The organism is Rhizobacter koreensis, assembly GCF_013366375.1.
Classification (GTDB): domain Bacteria; phylum Pseudomonadota; class Gammaproteobacteria; order Burkholderiales; family Burkholderiaceae_C; genus Schlegelella_A; species Schlegelella_A koreensis.
Map to the genome: position 1 here is coordinate 66,692 of NZ_JABWMJ010000013.1, position 15,666 is coordinate 82,357.

At 65.2% G+C, this 15,666-nt stretch carries 14 protein-coding genes and 1 pseudogene; 3 read left to right on the forward strand and 12 right to left on the reverse strand.

All coding sequences use genetic code 11. From position 1 onward, the window contains the following. Positions 1 to 139: 139 nt before the first annotated feature. Entirely contained in the window at positions 140 to 2,950 is a 2,811-nt protein-coding gene (locus HQN59_RS22090) for an SPW repeat domain-containing protein (RefSeq protein ID WP_176071283.1), read from the forward strand. A gap of 458 nt (positions 2,951 to 3,408) precedes the next feature. Next, positions 3,409 to 3,783: a DUF305 domain-containing protein gene (locus HQN59_RS22095; RefSeq protein ID WP_217704262.1), complete on the forward strand. Its 375-nt coding sequence runs from the start codon at positions 3,409 to 3,411 to the stop codon at positions 3,781 to 3,783. Positions 3,784 to 4,108: 325 nt separating this feature from the next. On the opposite strand, the gene HQN59_RS22100 is transcribed toward HQN59_RS22095, so the two are convergent. The 6 genes and pseudogenes from HQN59_RS22100 to HQN59_RS22120 all read right to left on the reverse strand — a co-directional run bounded on the left by HQN59_RS22100 (position 4,109) and on the right by HQN59_RS22120 (position 7,716). Then, positions 4,109 to 4,438: a hypothetical protein gene (locus HQN59_RS22100; protein ID WP_176071284.1), complete on the reverse strand. Its 330-nt coding sequence runs from the start codon at positions 4,436 to 4,438 to the stop codon at positions 4,109 to 4,111. Between the two features lie 770 nt (positions 4,439 to 5,208). Then, the gene (locus HQN59_RS22105; RefSeq protein WP_176071285.1) at positions 5,209 to 5,427 is read right to left on the reverse strand and encodes a copper-binding protein; all 219 of its coding nucleotides are present in this window, start codon (positions 5,425 to 5,427) and stop codon (positions 5,209 to 5,211) included. Continuing rightward, positions 5,424 to 5,546, reverse strand: a complete 123-nt coding sequence (locus HQN59_RS26615) for a hypothetical protein (protein WP_259372765.1) — start codon at positions 5,544 to 5,546, stop codon at positions 5,424 to 5,426. The genes HQN59_RS22105 and HQN59_RS26615 overlap by 4 nt, the downstream gene beginning before the upstream one ends. A 19-nt stretch (positions 5,547 to 5,565) precedes the next feature. Next, on the reverse strand, positions 5,566 to 6,012 hold the full coding sequence (locus tag HQN59_RS22110) for a DUF411 domain-containing protein (RefSeq protein ID WP_176071286.1): 447 nt from the start codon (positions 6,010 to 6,012) through the stop codon (positions 5,566 to 5,568). 89 nt (positions 6,013 to 6,101) lie between these two features. Further along, positions 6,102 to 7,010: pseudogene (locus HQN59_RS22115) on the reverse strand (efflux RND transporter permease subunit); the annotation flags it as partial. 7 nt (positions 7,011 to 7,017) lie between these two features. Beyond that, entirely contained in the window at positions 7,018 to 7,716 is a 699-nt protein-coding gene (locus HQN59_RS22120; protein ID WP_176071287.1) for a c-type cytochrome, read from the reverse strand. A gap of 114 nt (positions 7,717 to 7,830) precedes the next feature. Between HQN59_RS22120 and HQN59_RS22125 the strand changes: the two genes are divergently transcribed. Continuing rightward, positions 7,831 to 7,977: a hypothetical protein gene (locus tag HQN59_RS22125; RefSeq protein WP_176071288.1), complete on the forward strand. Its 147-nt coding sequence runs from the start codon at positions 7,831 to 7,833 to the stop codon at positions 7,975 to 7,977. 91 nt (positions 7,978 to 8,068) lie between these two features. Here HQN59_RS22125 and HQN59_RS22130 read toward each other — a convergent pair whose 3' ends face one another. The 6 genes from HQN59_RS22130 to HQN59_RS22155 all read right to left on the reverse strand — a co-directional run bounded on the left by HQN59_RS22130 (position 8,069) and on the right by HQN59_RS22155 (position 15,600). Continuing rightward, a complete protein-coding gene (locus HQN59_RS22130; RefSeq protein WP_176071257.1) occupies positions 8,069 to 8,215 on the reverse strand; it encodes a hypothetical protein in 147 nt (48 codons plus the stop codon). 279 nt (positions 8,216 to 8,494) lie between these two features. Further along, positions 8,495 to 8,860: a copper-binding protein gene (locus tag HQN59_RS22135; RefSeq protein WP_176071290.1), complete on the reverse strand. Its 366-nt coding sequence runs from the start codon at positions 8,858 to 8,860 to the stop codon at positions 8,495 to 8,497. 128 nt (positions 8,861 to 8,988) lie between these two features. Further along, on the reverse strand, positions 8,989 to 12,159 hold the full coding sequence (locus HQN59_RS22140) for an efflux RND transporter permease subunit (RefSeq protein ID WP_176071291.1): 3,171 nt from the start codon (positions 12,157 to 12,159) through the stop codon (positions 8,989 to 8,991). Beyond that, positions 12,156 to 13,742: an efflux RND transporter periplasmic adaptor subunit gene (locus tag HQN59_RS22145; protein ID WP_176071293.1), complete on the reverse strand. Its 1,587-nt coding sequence runs from the start codon at positions 13,740 to 13,742 to the stop codon at positions 12,156 to 12,158. Before HQN59_RS22145 ends, HQN59_RS22140 begins: the two co-directional genes overlap by 4 nt. A gap of 62 nt (positions 13,743 to 13,804) precedes the next feature. Beyond that, entirely contained in the window at positions 13,805 to 15,106 is a 1,302-nt protein-coding gene (locus HQN59_RS22150; RefSeq protein WP_176071294.1) for a TolC family protein, read from the reverse strand. 110 nt (positions 15,107 to 15,216) lie between these two features. Further along, positions 15,217 to 15,600: a hypothetical protein gene (locus tag HQN59_RS22155; RefSeq protein WP_342451280.1), complete on the reverse strand. Its 384-nt coding sequence runs from the start codon at positions 15,598 to 15,600 to the stop codon at positions 15,217 to 15,219. Between the last annotated feature and the right edge of the window lie 66 nt (positions 15,601 to 15,666).

Genomic DNA, 15,666 nt, shown 5'->3' on the forward strand with positions numbered 1-15,666 from the left:
CTCGGCTTCAGCACGCTCTCCTCGGCGTGCGCATTGAAGGCACACGTCTCGCAGATGGCACGAGGCGGGTCTGCCGTTTGCCATCAATAATCGGTCGCCACGTGTCAACTGCGCACTCATCTGGAAGGTACGATCCAACATGACCCCGAAAGGCGACATCGTTCTCGTCACCGGCTCGAACGGTCGCATCGGCACCGCCGTCATGGAGCGGCTGCGCGGGCGCTTCGACAACATCGTGGGGTTCGACCGCAAGGCGGCGACGCCGCCGCCTCCCGACTGCGTTGCGATTCCTGTCGATGTCGCCTCTGACGAGAGCGTCAGGGACGGGCTGCGCATCCTTCGCGAGCACCACGGGTCGAAGGTGGCCACGGTCGTGCACTTGGCCGCGTACTACGACTTCGGCGGTGAAGCGAGCCCGAAGTACGACCAGATCACGGTCGAAGGAACGCGCCGGCTCCTCCGCGGCCTGCGCGAAGGCTTCGAGGTTCAGCAGTTCATCTTCGCCAGCACGATGCTCGTGCACAGCCCCGGCGAGCCGGGGATCTTCATCAACGAGGACTCGCCCATCGGTCCGACCTGGGCCTACCCGGAATCGAAGGTCCGCACCGAAGCCGTTATCCGCGCCGAGCACGGGCCCATCCCGACCGTCGTCCTGCGGCTGGCCGGCGTCTACGACGACAACTGCCATTCGCCGCCGCTCGCCAACCAGATGCAGCGGATTTACGAGCGTCAGCTCGCCAGTCACCTGTATTCCGGGCCGACCTCGCACGGGCAGTCGTTCGTGCACATGGACGACGTCGTCGATGCCATCGAGCGCGCCGTCGAGAAGCGCGCCTCGCTGCCGCAGGAGACGGTGCTCCTGATCGGAGAGCCCGAGACGCTCAGCTACGACGAACTGCAGCACACGATGCAGCGGCTGATCCACGGCGAGTCTTGGGAGACGGTCGACGTTCCCGGCCCGATCGCAAAGGTCGGTGCCTGGGTCGAGGACGTCCTGCCAGGCAAGGAGGCGTTCATCAAGCCCTGGATGATCGACCGCGCCAACGACCACTACGCGCTCGAGATCACGCGCGCAAAGACGGTGCTCGACTGGACGCCCAGGCGCAGCCTGCGAGCGACGCTGCCCGAGATGGTGTCAGCGCTCAAGGCCGACCCGCTCGGCTGGTACCACGAGCAGGGGCTCGAGCCACCGTCGTCGCTGACCGATGGGGCGTCGCCGGTCGACAAGCGTGGTGCGCCCAGCGAGTCAAAGGCGGCAACCACCGCTGCGCCTGCGGGGCACGATCACGCGGCGAAGCAAATGGCGGCAGCCGCGCAGCAGTACACCTGCCCGATGCACCCGGACATCGTCCGCAGCGCCCCGGGCAGCTGCCCTAAGTGCGGCATGACGCTGGTGCCGCGCGAGCCGGCGCCAGCAACCGGGCCGGCAGCGCGGGCAACCGGGCCCGCAGCGCCGCACGGTGACATGATGGTCGAGGCGCATCGGGCGATGCTCTGGCCGCACTACCTGAGCCTGATGCTCGGCATCTGGCTGCTGACGAGCCCGTTCGCGCTCGGCTACCTGAGCGCGTTCGTCCCCGACGCCAACCTCGTGCGCGTTAGCGCAGAGCGCGGCCTGCCGTCGTTCGACTGGCGCAACCTGGCCATGACCTGGAGCGATGTCGCCAGCGGCGCCCTAATCGTGGTCTTCAGCTACCTGGCGGCGAACGCCGATCGCCGCTATCCCTGGGCGCAATGGGCCAACGCGGTGGTCGGCGGCTGGCTGCTGTTCGCGCCCCTCGTCTTCTGGAGCCCGCTGCCCGAGGCGTATGCCAATGACACGCTGATCGGCGTGCTCGTGATCGCGCTGGCGGTGCTGATTCCCATGATGCCGGGCATGAGCATGGCCGGCATGATGGGCAAGCCCGACATCCCGCCCGGCTGGTCGTACACGCCGGCGAGCTGGGTGCAGCGCGCGCCGGTTGCCGTGCTCGCCTTCGTCGGCCTGCTCCTGGCCCGGTACATGACCGCCTACCAGCTCGGTTACACCGATTCGGCCTGGGACCCGTTCTTCGCCGGCAGCGGCGGCAGGAACGGCACCGTGACGATCATCACCTCTGACGTCTCCAAGGCATGGCCGATCGCCGACTCGGGCCTGGGCGCGGTGGTCTACACGCTCGAGCTCGTGATGACGTTCATGGGCGGCAAGGACCGCTGGCGCACGATGCCGTGGATGGTGCTCGCGCTGGCGGTGCTGATCCTGCCGCTCGGCATCGTCAGCATCTACTTCATCATCATTCAGCCGATCGTCATCGGCACCTGGTGCACGCCGTGCCTGATCGCCGCGCTGGCGATGGTGCTCATGATCCCGTACTCGCTCGACGAGTTCGTAGCGATGGGCCAGTTCCTGCTCTGGGCGCACCGCAACGGCAAGCCGTTCTGGCGCACCTTCTGGACCGGCGACGCGATGGAGGGCGGCAGCGACGACACCTCCAAGGGCCTGCTCGGCTCCAGGCGCGAGATCTGGGCCGAGGCGGCGCGCGGCGTGACGTTCCCGTGGACGCTGTGGCTGAGCGTGGCCATCGGCGTCTGGCTGACATTCACGCGGGTCACCTTCGCAAGCTCGGGGGCGATGGCCAACAGCGACCACCTGATCGGCGCGCTCGTGGTGACGTTCTCAATCATGGCCTTCGCGGAGGTCGGCAGGGCGCTTCGCTTCGTCAATGTAGCGCTCGGCGCGTGGCTGATCGTTGCGCCGTGGCTGCTCGGCGGGACGGGCTCGCCGCTGGCGGCGTGGAACGGTGCCATCAGCGGCGTGCTGCTGATCGCGCTGGCCATTCCGCTCGGCGCGATTCGCAACTCGTATGCAGACTGGGATCCTTACGTCGTGTGGCGGCCGGGTCGAAGGCGCAGCAAGAGCGGGCATCCGCCAGCCGATCCCGTCCGGCCGGGCCGCGAACACGCTTCATGATTCGAGGGGCGCGCTTCGAAAAAATGCGATGCCGAGAGCGCTCGAGCTCCTGCGAAGCCCTGAGCCGGGTTGGAGTCTCTGGGTTTGCTCCTGACTATCCACTTGGTCCAGCAGACCATAGGCGCCGACGAGCTTCGGGTACTGCGTGACCGCTTCGCACTGCAGGATCAAGAGCGCTCCGGCGACTGCCCGGCGGTGGGCGTGTCGCTCCTGTCCCCCACGAGCGCGGCTGCCCAGCAGGCTAAGGCAGTGAATCTGACCGGCCGTTTGCGAGAGGCGGTCGGCATGATTTGTGCCCTCATATGTTTTACGGCCAACCGCTCGCCGGAAAAGGTCCAACTCGTGCTTCTTGGCCTTGCCGCATCACTACGACCGAGCATGGCCAGGCGTCAACTCAACCCTGCCAGTTCAACCATCAACCAAATCAACCGAACGGAGATCACGATGCCATACGCTACTTGGATGTCGATAGGCGCTATCTTGGCCAGCTTGGCCAGGCCGTGCCGGCTTCGGCCCAACAGGGACAGCATGCTCAGCAAGGCCGCTCTATGTCGGGCATGCCTGGGATGTCGGGCATGTCTGGCATGCACAACATGAGCCCCGCTCAAAAGGAGTTCATGGCCGCGATGGACAAGATGAACAAGGCGATGATGCAGGGCATGACGGATGCGGATCCGGGTCAATCCTGGATGAAGCAGATGGCCGCTCACCATCAGGGCGCCATCGACATGTCTGAGATCGTGCTCAAGCACTCCAACGACCCGGAAGTGACGAAGGAAGCGCGCAAGACCGCTCAGGAGAATGAGAAGAGTCTCAAAGAGCTTCAGGCGTAGAGCCGCTCTAGCGCCAGCCACTGCTGCGAGTTGCGAGCGGCCTTCCTTTGCGAGGAGGCCGGGGCCTGCGAATGACCGCCGACAGGCAGGCAACCCGATCCGCTACATCGACGAAGAGTGAGAGTGGATGTTGGATGAGCCAGAACAAGTGACAGGCTCTTGCGCCGGCCTCGGTTCAGAGCGCGCGTCGTACACCTTTCTGTTGTCGGACGACGGGGCGGTAAGTGCGCTCCCGCACCAGGAGTACGTGGCGCTCGCTCGCGGTGAGTTGGTTGCTCCGCAATTTGCGGCTCGCCGGTTCCGGCTCGCAGACTGGTTCGTCGAGCTAGACGCCGCTCGTCCCGGCCGAGTGCTGAACGAGTGGTACGGCTGGGTTGGCTTCGACGAAGAAGGCCGGCTCGATCCAACGCCACAGCGACGCACGCGGCCGGATGCCGCCGACAAAGTGGACGAGTCGGCACTTCCGACCAAAGCCGAGCGCGAAGCGATCCGGCAGTTGATGCATGTCGACAATCCGCCCCAGAAGCCCGCGGCTGATGCTCACGACGGCGCTGGCGGCTCGTAAGCGTCCTGTCTGCACCGCCTTGAGTTGAGTAGCCCAAGCGTGGACGATGGTGTCCACCATGTTGATGAACTGACCCCAGAACTTGGACAAGACTGAGGGGATCAGGTGACAAGGTATTCAGAGAAGCAACGTCTAGACGCGGTCAAGGCCTACTTTGGATCGCTTCAGAAAACGGCAGAAATCTTACGTTAAGCCGATCTGACCGAGCTGGTGTTCCAAATCGCTGCTGGCACTTGGCCGTTAGGCTGGCCTCGTTCCCCCGCAACGGTCGAGCGATGAACGTTGAACAGCCTAGCGGCGTCCGCGGCCGTTTTCTGCCCTGCGTTTGCGCAATGTCACATAGGGAGCAGGAGGTTGCCACCTTCGCCCCACCACACTGCTGGCAAAAGCGCCAGTCCCGAGCATGCCGTCGCCGGGCACAGCGCCAAGCATTGCTGTCCCAGGAGGAGGAGCCACGCTGGAAGCTACGACGAGCAGTTGTTCGCGCGAGCCTCGAGCGGGCTAGGTGTGAACGTACAAGACGTTGTATCGGGTGTTCATCCGAACTGGGGTTGAGAGAGTGGAAGTCGCCAAACACCCAAGCCCCGCTGGTAGTGGCGCTCGCGGGCTTTGCGTTGAACAGCCGGCGCAGCGGTCGGGGGCCGCAGCGGGGCGCCATGCATCGCTTCAAAACTGAGGCAGGCCCTTCGAAGATGGACTGCGCGTCTGAGTAAGGGCCGTGCGTGTCCACGTCCAGCACATCGAATCGATGTGGAAGATCCGGCAGACCCTCGCGCCGGATGCGCGTTCGGCAAACCCGGCCGAACAAAGAAGCGAAACCCCGTGCAGGGTGCCCTCCCTCACGTGCGACCGCGCGCTGCCTAGCGCGCCGGCTCGATTCGAGTCACCGTCGGCGGGTTCTTGACCATCTCGACGCGAAACCTGACGTTGTCACCCGTCTTTACGGCACCGAGCGCTTTCTTGTCGGCGACGCTGAAGGGCATGGTCATGGCGGGCATCTGCATGTTGACGATCTCGCCGTGCTTGAGCGTGACGACTCCCTCGCTGGCGTCGACGGCCTGAACGACACCGTTGGTCAACGTGGGCGACTGAGCGGGCCCGAAGCCGACTTCGACATCGGCATGTTCGGCGACATCTGTGCGTAGGCCGCCGAAGCGGCGATGGCGAGTGCGCAGGTCAGGTACTTCGGGGTGATCATGGAGCTCTCCAAACGTGGGTTACTTGGGATAGGTGGCGAAGACCGTGTCGCGCCCCTGCCGATCGATCAGCAGGACCTTGTAGGGGTCCTTGCGATCGCCGTACTCCATGCCTGGAGAGCCGACCGGCATGCTGGGAACGGCCAGGCCGATCGCCTGCGGCTTCAAGGCCAGAAGGCGTCGAATCTCCGGCGCCGGGACGTGGCCCTCGATGGCGTATCCCTCTACCGTCGCGGTGTGGCAGGCGCCGAATGCGTCTGGGATACCGACCTTCTTGCGGACCGCGATCGTGTCGTCCGTGGTCGTAACCTGGACGGCGAACCCGGCGCTCGAGAGGTGCTTGACCCACCCCGCGCAGCAGTCGCAGCTTTCGTTTTTGTAGACGTGAATCTTGGTCGCTGCTTGCGCCGGAAGGGCCGGCAAGACAGGCAGCGCCGCGAGGGCGTGGATCAGAGTGCGTCGTTTCATCGGGATCTCCTTGGAAAGTCTTGAGGCAACGGGTTCAGGCGGGGAGAGTCGTTCTGACCCTGCGGTGGTGCCGCTGGCGACTCGCCTCGGACCACCGCGGCCGTCATCGCCTTCGGAAACGCGCGCAGCACTGCGCCTTCGCGGATCGCCGCCACCAGCGTGGCCTCGGTGTCGGGCTCGCCGGCGTCCAGCCTTAGAGCGAGCGCGTTCTTGAGGTACACGAGCATCACCACGCCGAACTCGGCGGCGATTCCGCCAGCGCGATGAGGCCGACGGCGGAGGCGACCGACAGCGAGTGCCCGACTGCCCAGACCAGCCAGAAGCCGCCCACCAGCGAGAACGGCACGGCGGCCATGACGAGCGCGGCGTCGCCGAGCGAGCGAAAGAGCACGTAGAGCAGCACGAGGATGACCGCCAAGGTCAAAGGCACGACCAGCCTCAGCCGTTCGGTCGCCCGTTCGAGGTACTCGAACTGCCCGGACCAGGAGACGGCGTAGCCCGGCGGGAGCTTGACGGAACCGCGCACCGCCTTCTGCATGTCGTTGACCACCGAGCGCAGGTCGCGGCCACGCACGTCGACGTAGATCCAGCCGGAGAGGCGCGCGTTCTCGCTGCGCAGCATCGGCGGCCCCTCTTCGATCGAGATTCTCGAGACGTCCTGCAGCAGCAGCTGGGCGCCCTTCTCGGTCACGAACGGCAGCTCGCGCAGGCGCTGCAGCGAATCGCGGATTTCGCGCGGGTAGCGGACGTTGATCGGGTAGCGCTCGCGACCCTGGATCACCTCGCCGACGTTGTCGCCGCCGATGGCGGTCGAGACGACGCTCTGCACGTCGGCAACCGAGAGGCCGAAGCGCGCCGCCGCGGCGCGATCGACCTCGACGTCGATGGACCGGCCGCCGGTGAGCCGCTCGGCCAGCGCCGACGACACTCGGGAACTCGTTCCTCGGCGGATTTGATCCGGTCGCCAGCTTGTCGATCGTCGCCAGATCGGCGCCGGCGCGGAGCTCATGGACACGCTTGCTCCACGAATCCGCTGATCTCGCCGGGACCCGCAAAGACCACTGATGCTCGATCGCCTTGCATTCCCGCGCCGACGATGACCGGCTTGCCGGGAGTCGGCCCGAGACGGCTCGAATCGGTCTTGAATCGCAGGTTGAACTCCCACACCTTGTTGTTCTTGCCGTCGGCAGTGCTCACGGTGTACGTATCGGCGCAGTGTTTGATCGCCGTCACCTGTCCGTCCGCGGGGGCGGCTTTAAGGTCCGCGTGAGCGGATTGCATGTTCATCATCATCCCGCCCCCGCGCTGTGCGAGCGTCGGCGCCTTACCCTCGGAAATCGCTTTTATATAAGCAATGACGTCTTGGCGAGCGTTGCTGTCGCGCAGGCCGGGAAAAGTCATGCTGGTGCCCGGGATGAACGCCTCGGGGTCGGTGAGCCACTTGTCGAGCGTCTTCGCGTTCCACACGAAAGTGGCGCGCTTCAGTGCGTCGGAGTACCGGTGGAAATCGGCAACGGTTCCCGCCTTCCTCTCCCAGACATTGGCGAGGCTCGGACCGGTCAGATGCTCGCCGGCTGTTGTCGAGTGGCAGGCGGCGCATTGCTGGAAGAACGCGGCGCCGCGTGCGGCGTCTCCTGCAGCCCAGACCGCGGAATGCGAAATCGAAAGTCCAAAGGTGGAAACGAGCACGAAGAGATGTTTCATGACAGGTTGCCTTCCTCATTCGGTGCAGGGCCGACTTGCAAACGCGGTAGCTGCGTCGAACACGTCCGCAATTCGCGATCGTCTCCGCGGGGGCGCGGGACCCAGGACATCTTGATGAAGCGACTGCTCGCCGAACCCTCTGGCCTTGACGAGGCTGTTGCCGCGCACGCCGATCTCGTCCAACGCTTTTTCTGTGGCCCTGAGTTTGTCGATGCGATGATTGCGGCGATCGATGCTGGTTCCATTCGAACCTCCTGTTGAAGGTCGAGGGCGACGTCGCGTATCGCGAAGCCGCGCGAGGGAGGTTCAAGATGTCTGCGATGGTCGAGATCACGGCTGACACGAATGGCGACTAGTCCTTGTTGTGCTTGTCGAAGAGCAGGTTTGTCTGGTGGCTGCAGCAATCACGAGCACGAGCACCACGACCATGAGCAACCAGGACGAAGCCCATCCCGCCCATCATGACGGCCATGCCACCGGCTGACATCATGGAGTCCATGTTGGATGGGTTTAGGCGAACAGCGGATACCTGGTCAGTGCGTCTTGTGGGGGCGTCGGGGGCGTCGGGGGCGTCGGCGGGCCCCGGAGTGCGTCGGTCGCGGGGGTTCCTTGGGCTTGCCGCGACGGTGCAGATAGAACATCAGCCCGCCGAAGACGACCACCCCAATGAACCAGAGGACCCAAAGCTCATTCATCAGCTCGATCGGGATCCAGCGCCCGGCAAAAAGCATATTGGTCTCCGGCTTCAACAAGGCGGGTGAGGCCCCGACCCGATGGCTTACTTCACTTCAGTCACGACGTAGTCGGCGCCTTGCTTCTTGATTGCGACATGGACCTTGTTGCCGACAGCCAACTTCTTGAAGAGTGCCTTGTCCTTGACCGCGAACGACATGGTCATCGCCGGCCAGTTCAGGCTTTTGATCGGCTCGTGGGCCAGTGTCACGTTGCCCTTCGAAGGGTCAGCAGCCTTGACGACCGCGTCGGTTCGGTGAGTCGCGGCCTGGCTGTCGTTGTTGGGCTTGTCGGCGGACTTCATGCTCATGCCGTCGCCTGTCATCGACATACCTGCGCTCTGCGCGTAGGAACCGCCTGTGGCCGAAAAGGCGATGGTGGCGAGCAAAACCAGGGAGTGGGTCGCTTTCATGATCGTGTTCCTCGAGTTTGGGGTTGGCGGGTTGAGAATGGTTCAGTCGTAAGACTGTAGGCGCGTGACCCGCTCGCGCAGAGCTAGCGATTGCATCGAAGGGATCTCGGTGCAGCCAGACGGAGGGTTCAGGCGTCTTCACGAGCAATCCTCCACCGAGCCCACGGCATCACGCGTTCCTTCCGCGGTCGGCGCATCAGCAGGTAGGCCGCGGGAATGACGAACATCGACAGCAGCGGGGCGGTAATCATTCCGCCGACCATCGGCGCAGCGATGCGCTGCATGACCTCCGAGCCCGTTCCGGAGCCCCACATGATGGGAAACAGGCCCGCCAGGATGACGGCCACGGTCATCGCCTTCGGCCGCACGCGAAGGACGGCGCCCTCGCGGATCGCGCCCAGCAGATCGGCCATGCTCGTGGTCCCCTTTTCGAGCCGCACGCTCCACGCGGTTTTCAGGTACAGCAGCATGATCACCCCGAACTCGGCCGCCACGCCCGCGAGGGCGATGAACCCGACGGCGGCGGCGACGGACAGGTTGTAGCCGAGGACATAGAGCAACCAGATGCCGCCCACCAGCGCGAACGGCAGCGAAGCCATCAGCAGCAAGGCCTCGCCGAAGCGCTGGAAGGTGAGGTACAGCAGCACGAAGATGATGAGGAGCGTGAACGGCACGACGACCTTCAGCTTGGCGGTGGCACGCTCGAGAAACTCGAACTGCCCCGACCACGAGATCGAATACCCCGGAGGCAGCTTCACTTCCTTCATCACGGCGCGCTGCATGTCCTGGACCGCGCCGCGCAAGTCGCGGCCGCGGATATCCACGTAGACCCAGCCTGACAGGCGCGCGTTCTCGCTGCGCAGCATCGGCGGACCGTCCGTGATGCGGATATCGGCCAAATCGGACAGTACGAGTCGCGCGCCGCGCCCGCTGACGATCGGCAAGTTGCGCAGCTTGTCCAGCGAATCGCGGACCTCGCGCGGGTAACGCATGTTGATCGGAAAGCGCTGCAGGCCTTCCACCGTCTCACCGACGTTCTCGCCGCCCACGGCGGAGGCGATGACGGATTGCACGTCCGCGATGTTCATGCCGAAACGGGCGGCCTCGTCACGCTTGATGGTGACATCGACATATCGGCCGCCGGTCAGGCGCTCGGCAAGCGCACTGGACACCCCCGGCACGTTCTTCAGCACCCGCTCGATCTCTCCTGTGATGCGATCGAGGGTCGCAAGGTCGGTGCCCGCGACCTTCACGCCCACCGGGCTCTTGATTCCGGTCGCGAGCATGTCGATGCGATTGCGAATTGGGGGCACCCAGATGTTTGAAAGCCCCGGAACCTGCACGGTGCGATCCAGCTCTTCGATCAGCCTGTCTTGCGTCATGCCAGGGCGCCACTGATCGCGAGGCTTGAACTGGATCGTGGTCTCGAACATCTCCAGCGGCGCGGGGTCGGTGGCGGTCTCGGCCCGCCCGGCTTTGCCGTACACGCTGAGGACTTCCGGCACAGTCTTGATGAGCCGGTCGGTCTGCTGGAGCAACTCCGCTGCTTTGCCGACCCCAAGACCTGGGAGGGCGGACGGCATGTACAGCAGATCACCTTCGTCCAGTCTGGGCATGAACTCGCCGCCGATCTTCGCCAGCGGCCACAGGCTCGTCGCCAGCACCAGCACAGCCAACGCGATCGTCGCCTTCGGCCAGCGCAGTACGGCCTCCAGGATGGGCCGATATGCCGCGATCAGGAAGCGATTCAGTGGATTGGTTTTCTCGTCGGGGATGCGCCCGCGAATCAGATAGCCCATCAGCACTGGGATCAGCGTCACAGCCAATCCCGCGGCAGCCGCCATCGCGTACGTCTTGGTGAATGCGAGGGGCGAAAACAGGCGTCCCTCCTGCGCCTCCAGCGTGAACACCGGCACGAACGAGAGCGTGATGATCAGCAGCGAGAAGAACAGCGCCGGGCCGACCTCGGCGGCCGAATCGCCGATCACGCGCCAGTGCGCGCCGCCTTCCGGTGCCCGGCCGTCGTGCTCGTGTCGCCATTCCTCGATGTGCTTGTGCGCGTTTTCGATCATCACCACCGCCGCATCAACCATCGCGCCGATGGCGATAGCGATGCCGCCGAGCGACATGATGTTCGCGTTGACGCCCTGGTAGCGCATCACGATGAACGCCGCGAGGATGCCTAACGGCAGAGAGATGATGGCCACGAACGCCGAGCGCAGGTGGAACAGGAAGATGAAGCACACCACCGCGACCACGACGAACTCCTCGATCAGCTTGTAGGTGAGGTTGTCGACGGCGCGCTCGATGAGGCTGGAACGATCGTACGTCGGCACGATCTCGACCCCGCGCGGCAGGCTTGCCTGCAGCGACTCCAGCTTGCTCTTCACTGCCGCGATCGTCTCCAGTGCGTTCTTGCCCGAGCGCATCACGATGACGCCGCCGGGTGCCTCGCCCTCGCCGTCGAGCTCGCCGATGCCGCGGCGCATCTCGGGCCCGAGCTGGATGCGGGCGACGTCGCCCAGGCGCACCGACACGCCGGCATCCGTGCTGGACAGTGGGATCTTGCGAAAGTCGTCCAGGCTCTGCAGGTAGCCCGACGCGCGCACCATGTACTCGGCCTCACCGAGCTCGAGCACGGACCCGCCGGTCTCCTGGTTCGCCTTCTGAATGGCGTCAACAACCTTGGTGTGCGGGATGTTGTAGGCCGCGAGCTTGTCGGGGTCGAGTACCACTTGGTACTGGCGCACCATGCCCCCGATCGACGCCACCTCGGCCACATTGGGGACGGTCTTGAGCTCGTACTTCAGGAACCAATCCTGCAGGGCACGCAGCTGGCTTGCGTCCTGGCTGCCGCTGCGATCGATCAGCGCATACTGGTAGATCCAGCCCACGCCGGTCGCGTCAGGCCCGAGCGACGCCTTCGCGCTCGGCGGCAGGCGGGACTGCACTTGATTCATGTACTCGAGCACGCGCGAACGTGCCCAGTACAGGTCGGTTCCGTCCTCAAACAGCACGTAGACGAATGAGTCACCGAAGAAGGAGTAACCACGCACTGTCTTCGCGCCGGGCACCGAGAGCATCGTCGTCGTGAGCGGATAGGTGATCTGGTTCTCGACGATTTGAGGTGCCTGCCCGGGATAGCTCGTCCGAATGATCACCTGCACGTCAGACAAGTCGGGCAGTGCGTCGAGCGGAGTCCTCAGCAGCGAGATCACGCCCCACGTACCGATCATCAGCGTGCCCAGCAGCACGAGGAAGCGGTTGGCGATCGACCAGCGAATCAGTCGCGCAATCACGGCCTGCTTCCCGAAGCGGTTTGGGCTACCGGCGCGGCGGCCATCGGTGTCACGGCCGCGAGTTGCGGGAGGTTGTCCGGACCCATGAAGAATTCGAACTTCACCCGATCCCCCACGGCGAGCTTGCGTGGGACTCCGGTCGGCGGCAGCTTGAAGTCCATCGTCATAGGCCCCCACTTCATCGACGGGATCGGGCCGTGGGAGAGAGTCATCGCGTCCTTGCCAATGGCTTCGACCTTCGCCTCGCCGACATGCCGCGGCGCACTCGCCACTGCTGCCGCAGCCCCTCCGACCGGTGCTGCTGGATCGCCGTTCAGGCGCGCCTCGACGCCGCGCAGGCTCGCTTCGGAGTCGATGAGGAATTGCGACGACACGACCACGCGCTGACCCGGCTGCAGTCCGCGCCGGATTTCGCTCTGGCCACCCGTTTCGATGCCGACCTCGACCTCCACCGGCCGGAAGGTTCCCTTGTCCTCGGCGACCATGACCACCGTCCGCTTGCCGGTCTGGATGACGGCTTCGGTCGGCACGAGCAGCATCTTGTCGGCACGCATGTCCATGAACTGCATCTGCACGAACATGCCGGGCACCAGCCGACCGCTGCGGTTCGCAAGCTGCATGCGGGCCTTGAGGGTTCGGGTGGATGCGTTGACCTCCGGCAGCAGCGCCTGCACCTTGCCTTCGAAGGTCTCGCCGGGTACGGCCGGACTCTTGGCCTGCACCCGTGCACCCGGTCGCAACAGTGCGGCCTGGCTTTCCGGCACCTCCGCGTTGGCCCAGACCGTGGCCAGGCCATTGATGCGGAAGAGCGTCGCGCCGGCCATGACCGTCATGCCCTCGCGCGCCATCACCTCTACGACAACGCCACCGATCGGCGCAGTCAAGTTGATGCGCGGCTGCGTCTTGCCCGAGGTCTCGATCAGACGGATCTGCTCGTCACTCATGCCGACCTGGCGCATTCGCTGGCGCGCTCCGTCGACGAGCGCCGCCAGGTCGGTGCCCTGCATCCGGCGCACCGACAGGAATTCCTCCTGCGCGGCGATCCAGTCCGGCACGTACAGATCGACGAGGGGCTGCCCCTTGGCGACGTGATCGAGCGTCGCGCGTACGTGCAGCCGCTCGACGTAGCCCGTCGCCCGCGCCTGCACGATGGCCTGGTCGCGCTCGTTGAAGGCGATGCTGCCGACCGCCGCCACCTGCGGCGACAGCTTGCCTTCGGTGACTTCGGCCGTGCGAATGCCGAGCTTCTGCTGGATGCGCGGGCTGACGGTGACCTTGCCCTGATCCGAGTCGCCGTCCGCGTACACCGGCGACATCATCATGTCCATGAACGGCGACTTCCCCGGCTTGTCGAACTTGCTCGCCGGCACCATCGGGTCGTGGTAGTAGAGAATCTTCTTGCCGGTCCTCGGGTCGACGTCCCCGGCTTTCAATCCGGCCTGCATGTGGCGCCGTGTGGCGTCTTCTCCTCCTTCGACACCGGCAGGCACGCCACCGCTCGGCGCGGCAGAGGCGGTGCCCGCGCCCGCGGCGTTGGCGGCCGCGCTCATGCCGGCGCCGCGCTGCATGCCGAGCCTGTACATGGCGTAACCCGCGGCGACGAACAGGAGGGCGACGCAAAGGACGATCACGAAAGGTTTGCGTTTCACTTGCTTTGTCCCTCGTTCGTCATAGTGTTGCGGGCAGCGGTGTGGTCCTGCGGGACGAGGTAGTTCAGCTGGGCCCACACGCGGGCCGTCTCCATGGCCAGGCCAAGCCGCTCCAGCCGCGTGTCGATCTCGCCGCGCCGTGCCTCCAGAACGGCCGCCAGGGCTCCCGCGCCACCACGGTACGCTGCGATAGAAGCCCGCGTGCGCTCGGTGGCCAGAGGGATCAAGGACCGGTCGTAGCGCTCGAGTCGTTCGAGATCGCTACGCCACTCCTGCAGCATCGCAAGTGCATCGGCGACGTGCATGCGCGTCGTCTCCTCGCGCTCGGCACGCATCTGTTCGACCATCGCCAGCTTGGCGGCGAGCTCGCGGTCCTGACGATTCGCCTGATCCCACTGCAGCGGAATGGCGACATTGACTGACACCATGTTCGAGTACGCCGGCCCACGCTGGCTGTACATCAGCTCGACGCTCACGTCGGTCGTCTTGTTCGCGCGTGCAACCTCGGCGTCTGCCTGCGCCAGCGCCTCTCGCCTGAACAACACGACGATCTCGGGATGGTGCGTCAGTTGGCTTTCGAGGTCTTCGGGACGGAGGCTGACGGTCTGTACGGAAGGTGGCGAGGACGCCAGTTCATCCGCGCCAGACGTGCCGATCCATCGACCGAGCTGGGTCATGGCGGTGGCGATCTGGCGCCCGTTCCGTGCGAGGCGATCCTCGATCAGTTCGACGGCGGCACGTGCGGCAAACACGTCCGCTTGCGAACCCTTGCCCCCGCGGTAGGCCGATTCGGCCGCCTCGATCGGCAGCCTGGCTTCGTCGCGCTGCGCGATGAGCACGTCGCGCATGCGTTCCTGGTAGTAGCGGTCCAGCCAGGCGATCGCCGTGTCGCGCCTGAGGTTGGTCACCGCCAGGGCGCGGTTGGCCTCGGCGACCTCGGCTTCGCGCTCGAAGCGGGACGCTCGCGCCTTGAGCTTGCCGTCGCGGGTGAACTCCTGCATGACGCCGACCGAGCGCATGGTCATGAAGTCGTTCGTCAGGCTGAAGCGATCGGGGCCGTTGATCGGCAGGTTGTTGATTCCCGCCTTCAGCGTCGGATCTGGTCGCTGGCCCGCTGCCACGGCCATGTGGCGCGAAGCGCTTGCGGAGGCCTCCTGGGCGGTCACGAGCCGCGACCGTTCCTGGGCGAGGCGCAATGCCTGGTCCAGCGTCAGGGGACTCGCGGCATGTGAGTGAAGTGCCCAGGCGATCAGCAGCAACAGCGCTGGGCGCAGGCGGCGCAGTGAACGAACGAACATGAAATCTCCAGATGACGGCTCGGTCGAGGTCGCGCACGAGCCATGCGCGCGACCGGACATGCCGACGCTGACCTGGCGGTCAAGCGCTCAGCAGATGAGGCGGCTGGAGATCAAATACGCAAGCAGCAGTGCCGGATCGCGATCGGCGGTGCAGTCGTCCGCTGCAAGAGGAAAGCCTCTTCGGTGACTGCGCTGGGAGTCAGCAGAGCCGGCTCCATGAAAGCCGGCAACACCATGAGCAGAACGACCACCGGTCCGGCCGTTCGGACTTCATGCTTATCGAGCGACGACTTGGCGTCCTGGCAGTGGGTATGGCACAGCGCCGGGGCGCTGGAATCGGGCTGGCCGCAATCAGCCATGTCCAGCCCCCCATCCGCTGTGCCCGCCGACATGGGCGGCAAATGCTCGTTTCCGGGCTGGAGAGCCGGGCACGCGTGGGATGCGACCGCCAACTGCATGAACAGCATGCTGAACAGCGCGATCAGCACGGTCACGACACGATGTTTGCTGGAGAGCCGGAACACAGGGATGATGTCGGTAAGGACGTCGTTGATCTTACC

Bases quoted from the DNA above. Each gene is read 5' to 3' on its own strand.
- HQN59_RS22120 (WP_176071287.1), bottom strand. From the start codon at position 7,716: ATGAAACATCTCTTCGTGCTCGTTTCCACCTTTGGACTTTCGATTTCG.
- HQN59_RS22125 (WP_176071288.1), top strand. From the start codon at position 7,831: ATGAAGCGACTGCTCGCCGAACCCTCTGGCCTTGACGAGGCTGTTGCC.
- HQN59_RS22130 (WP_176071257.1), bottom strand. From the start codon at position 8,215: ATGGACTCCATGATGTCAGCCGGTGGCATGGCCGTCATGATGGGCGGG.
- HQN59_RS26615 (WP_259372765.1), bottom strand. From the start codon at position 5,546: ATGATCACCCCGAAGTACCTGACCTGCGCACTCGCCATCGCCGCTTCG.
- HQN59_RS22090 (WP_176071283.1), top strand. From the start codon at position 140: ATGACCCCGAAAGGCGACATCGTTCTCGTCACCGGCTCGAACGGTCGC.
- HQN59_RS22110 (WP_176071286.1), bottom strand. From the start codon at position 6,012: ATGAAACGACGCACTCTGATCCACGCCCTCGCGGCGCTGCCTGTCTTG.
- HQN59_RS22150 (WP_176071294.1), bottom strand. From the start codon at position 15,106: ATGTTCGTTCGTTCACTGCGCCGCCTGCGCCCAGCGCTGTTGCTGCTG.
- HQN59_RS22135 (WP_176071290.1), bottom strand. From the start codon at position 8,860: ATGAAAGCGACCCACTCCCTGGTTTTGCTCGCCACCATCGCCTTTTCG.
- HQN59_RS22145 (WP_176071293.1), bottom strand. From the start codon at position 13,742: ATGTACAGGCTCGGCATGCAGCGCGGCGCCGGCATGAGCGCGGCCGCC.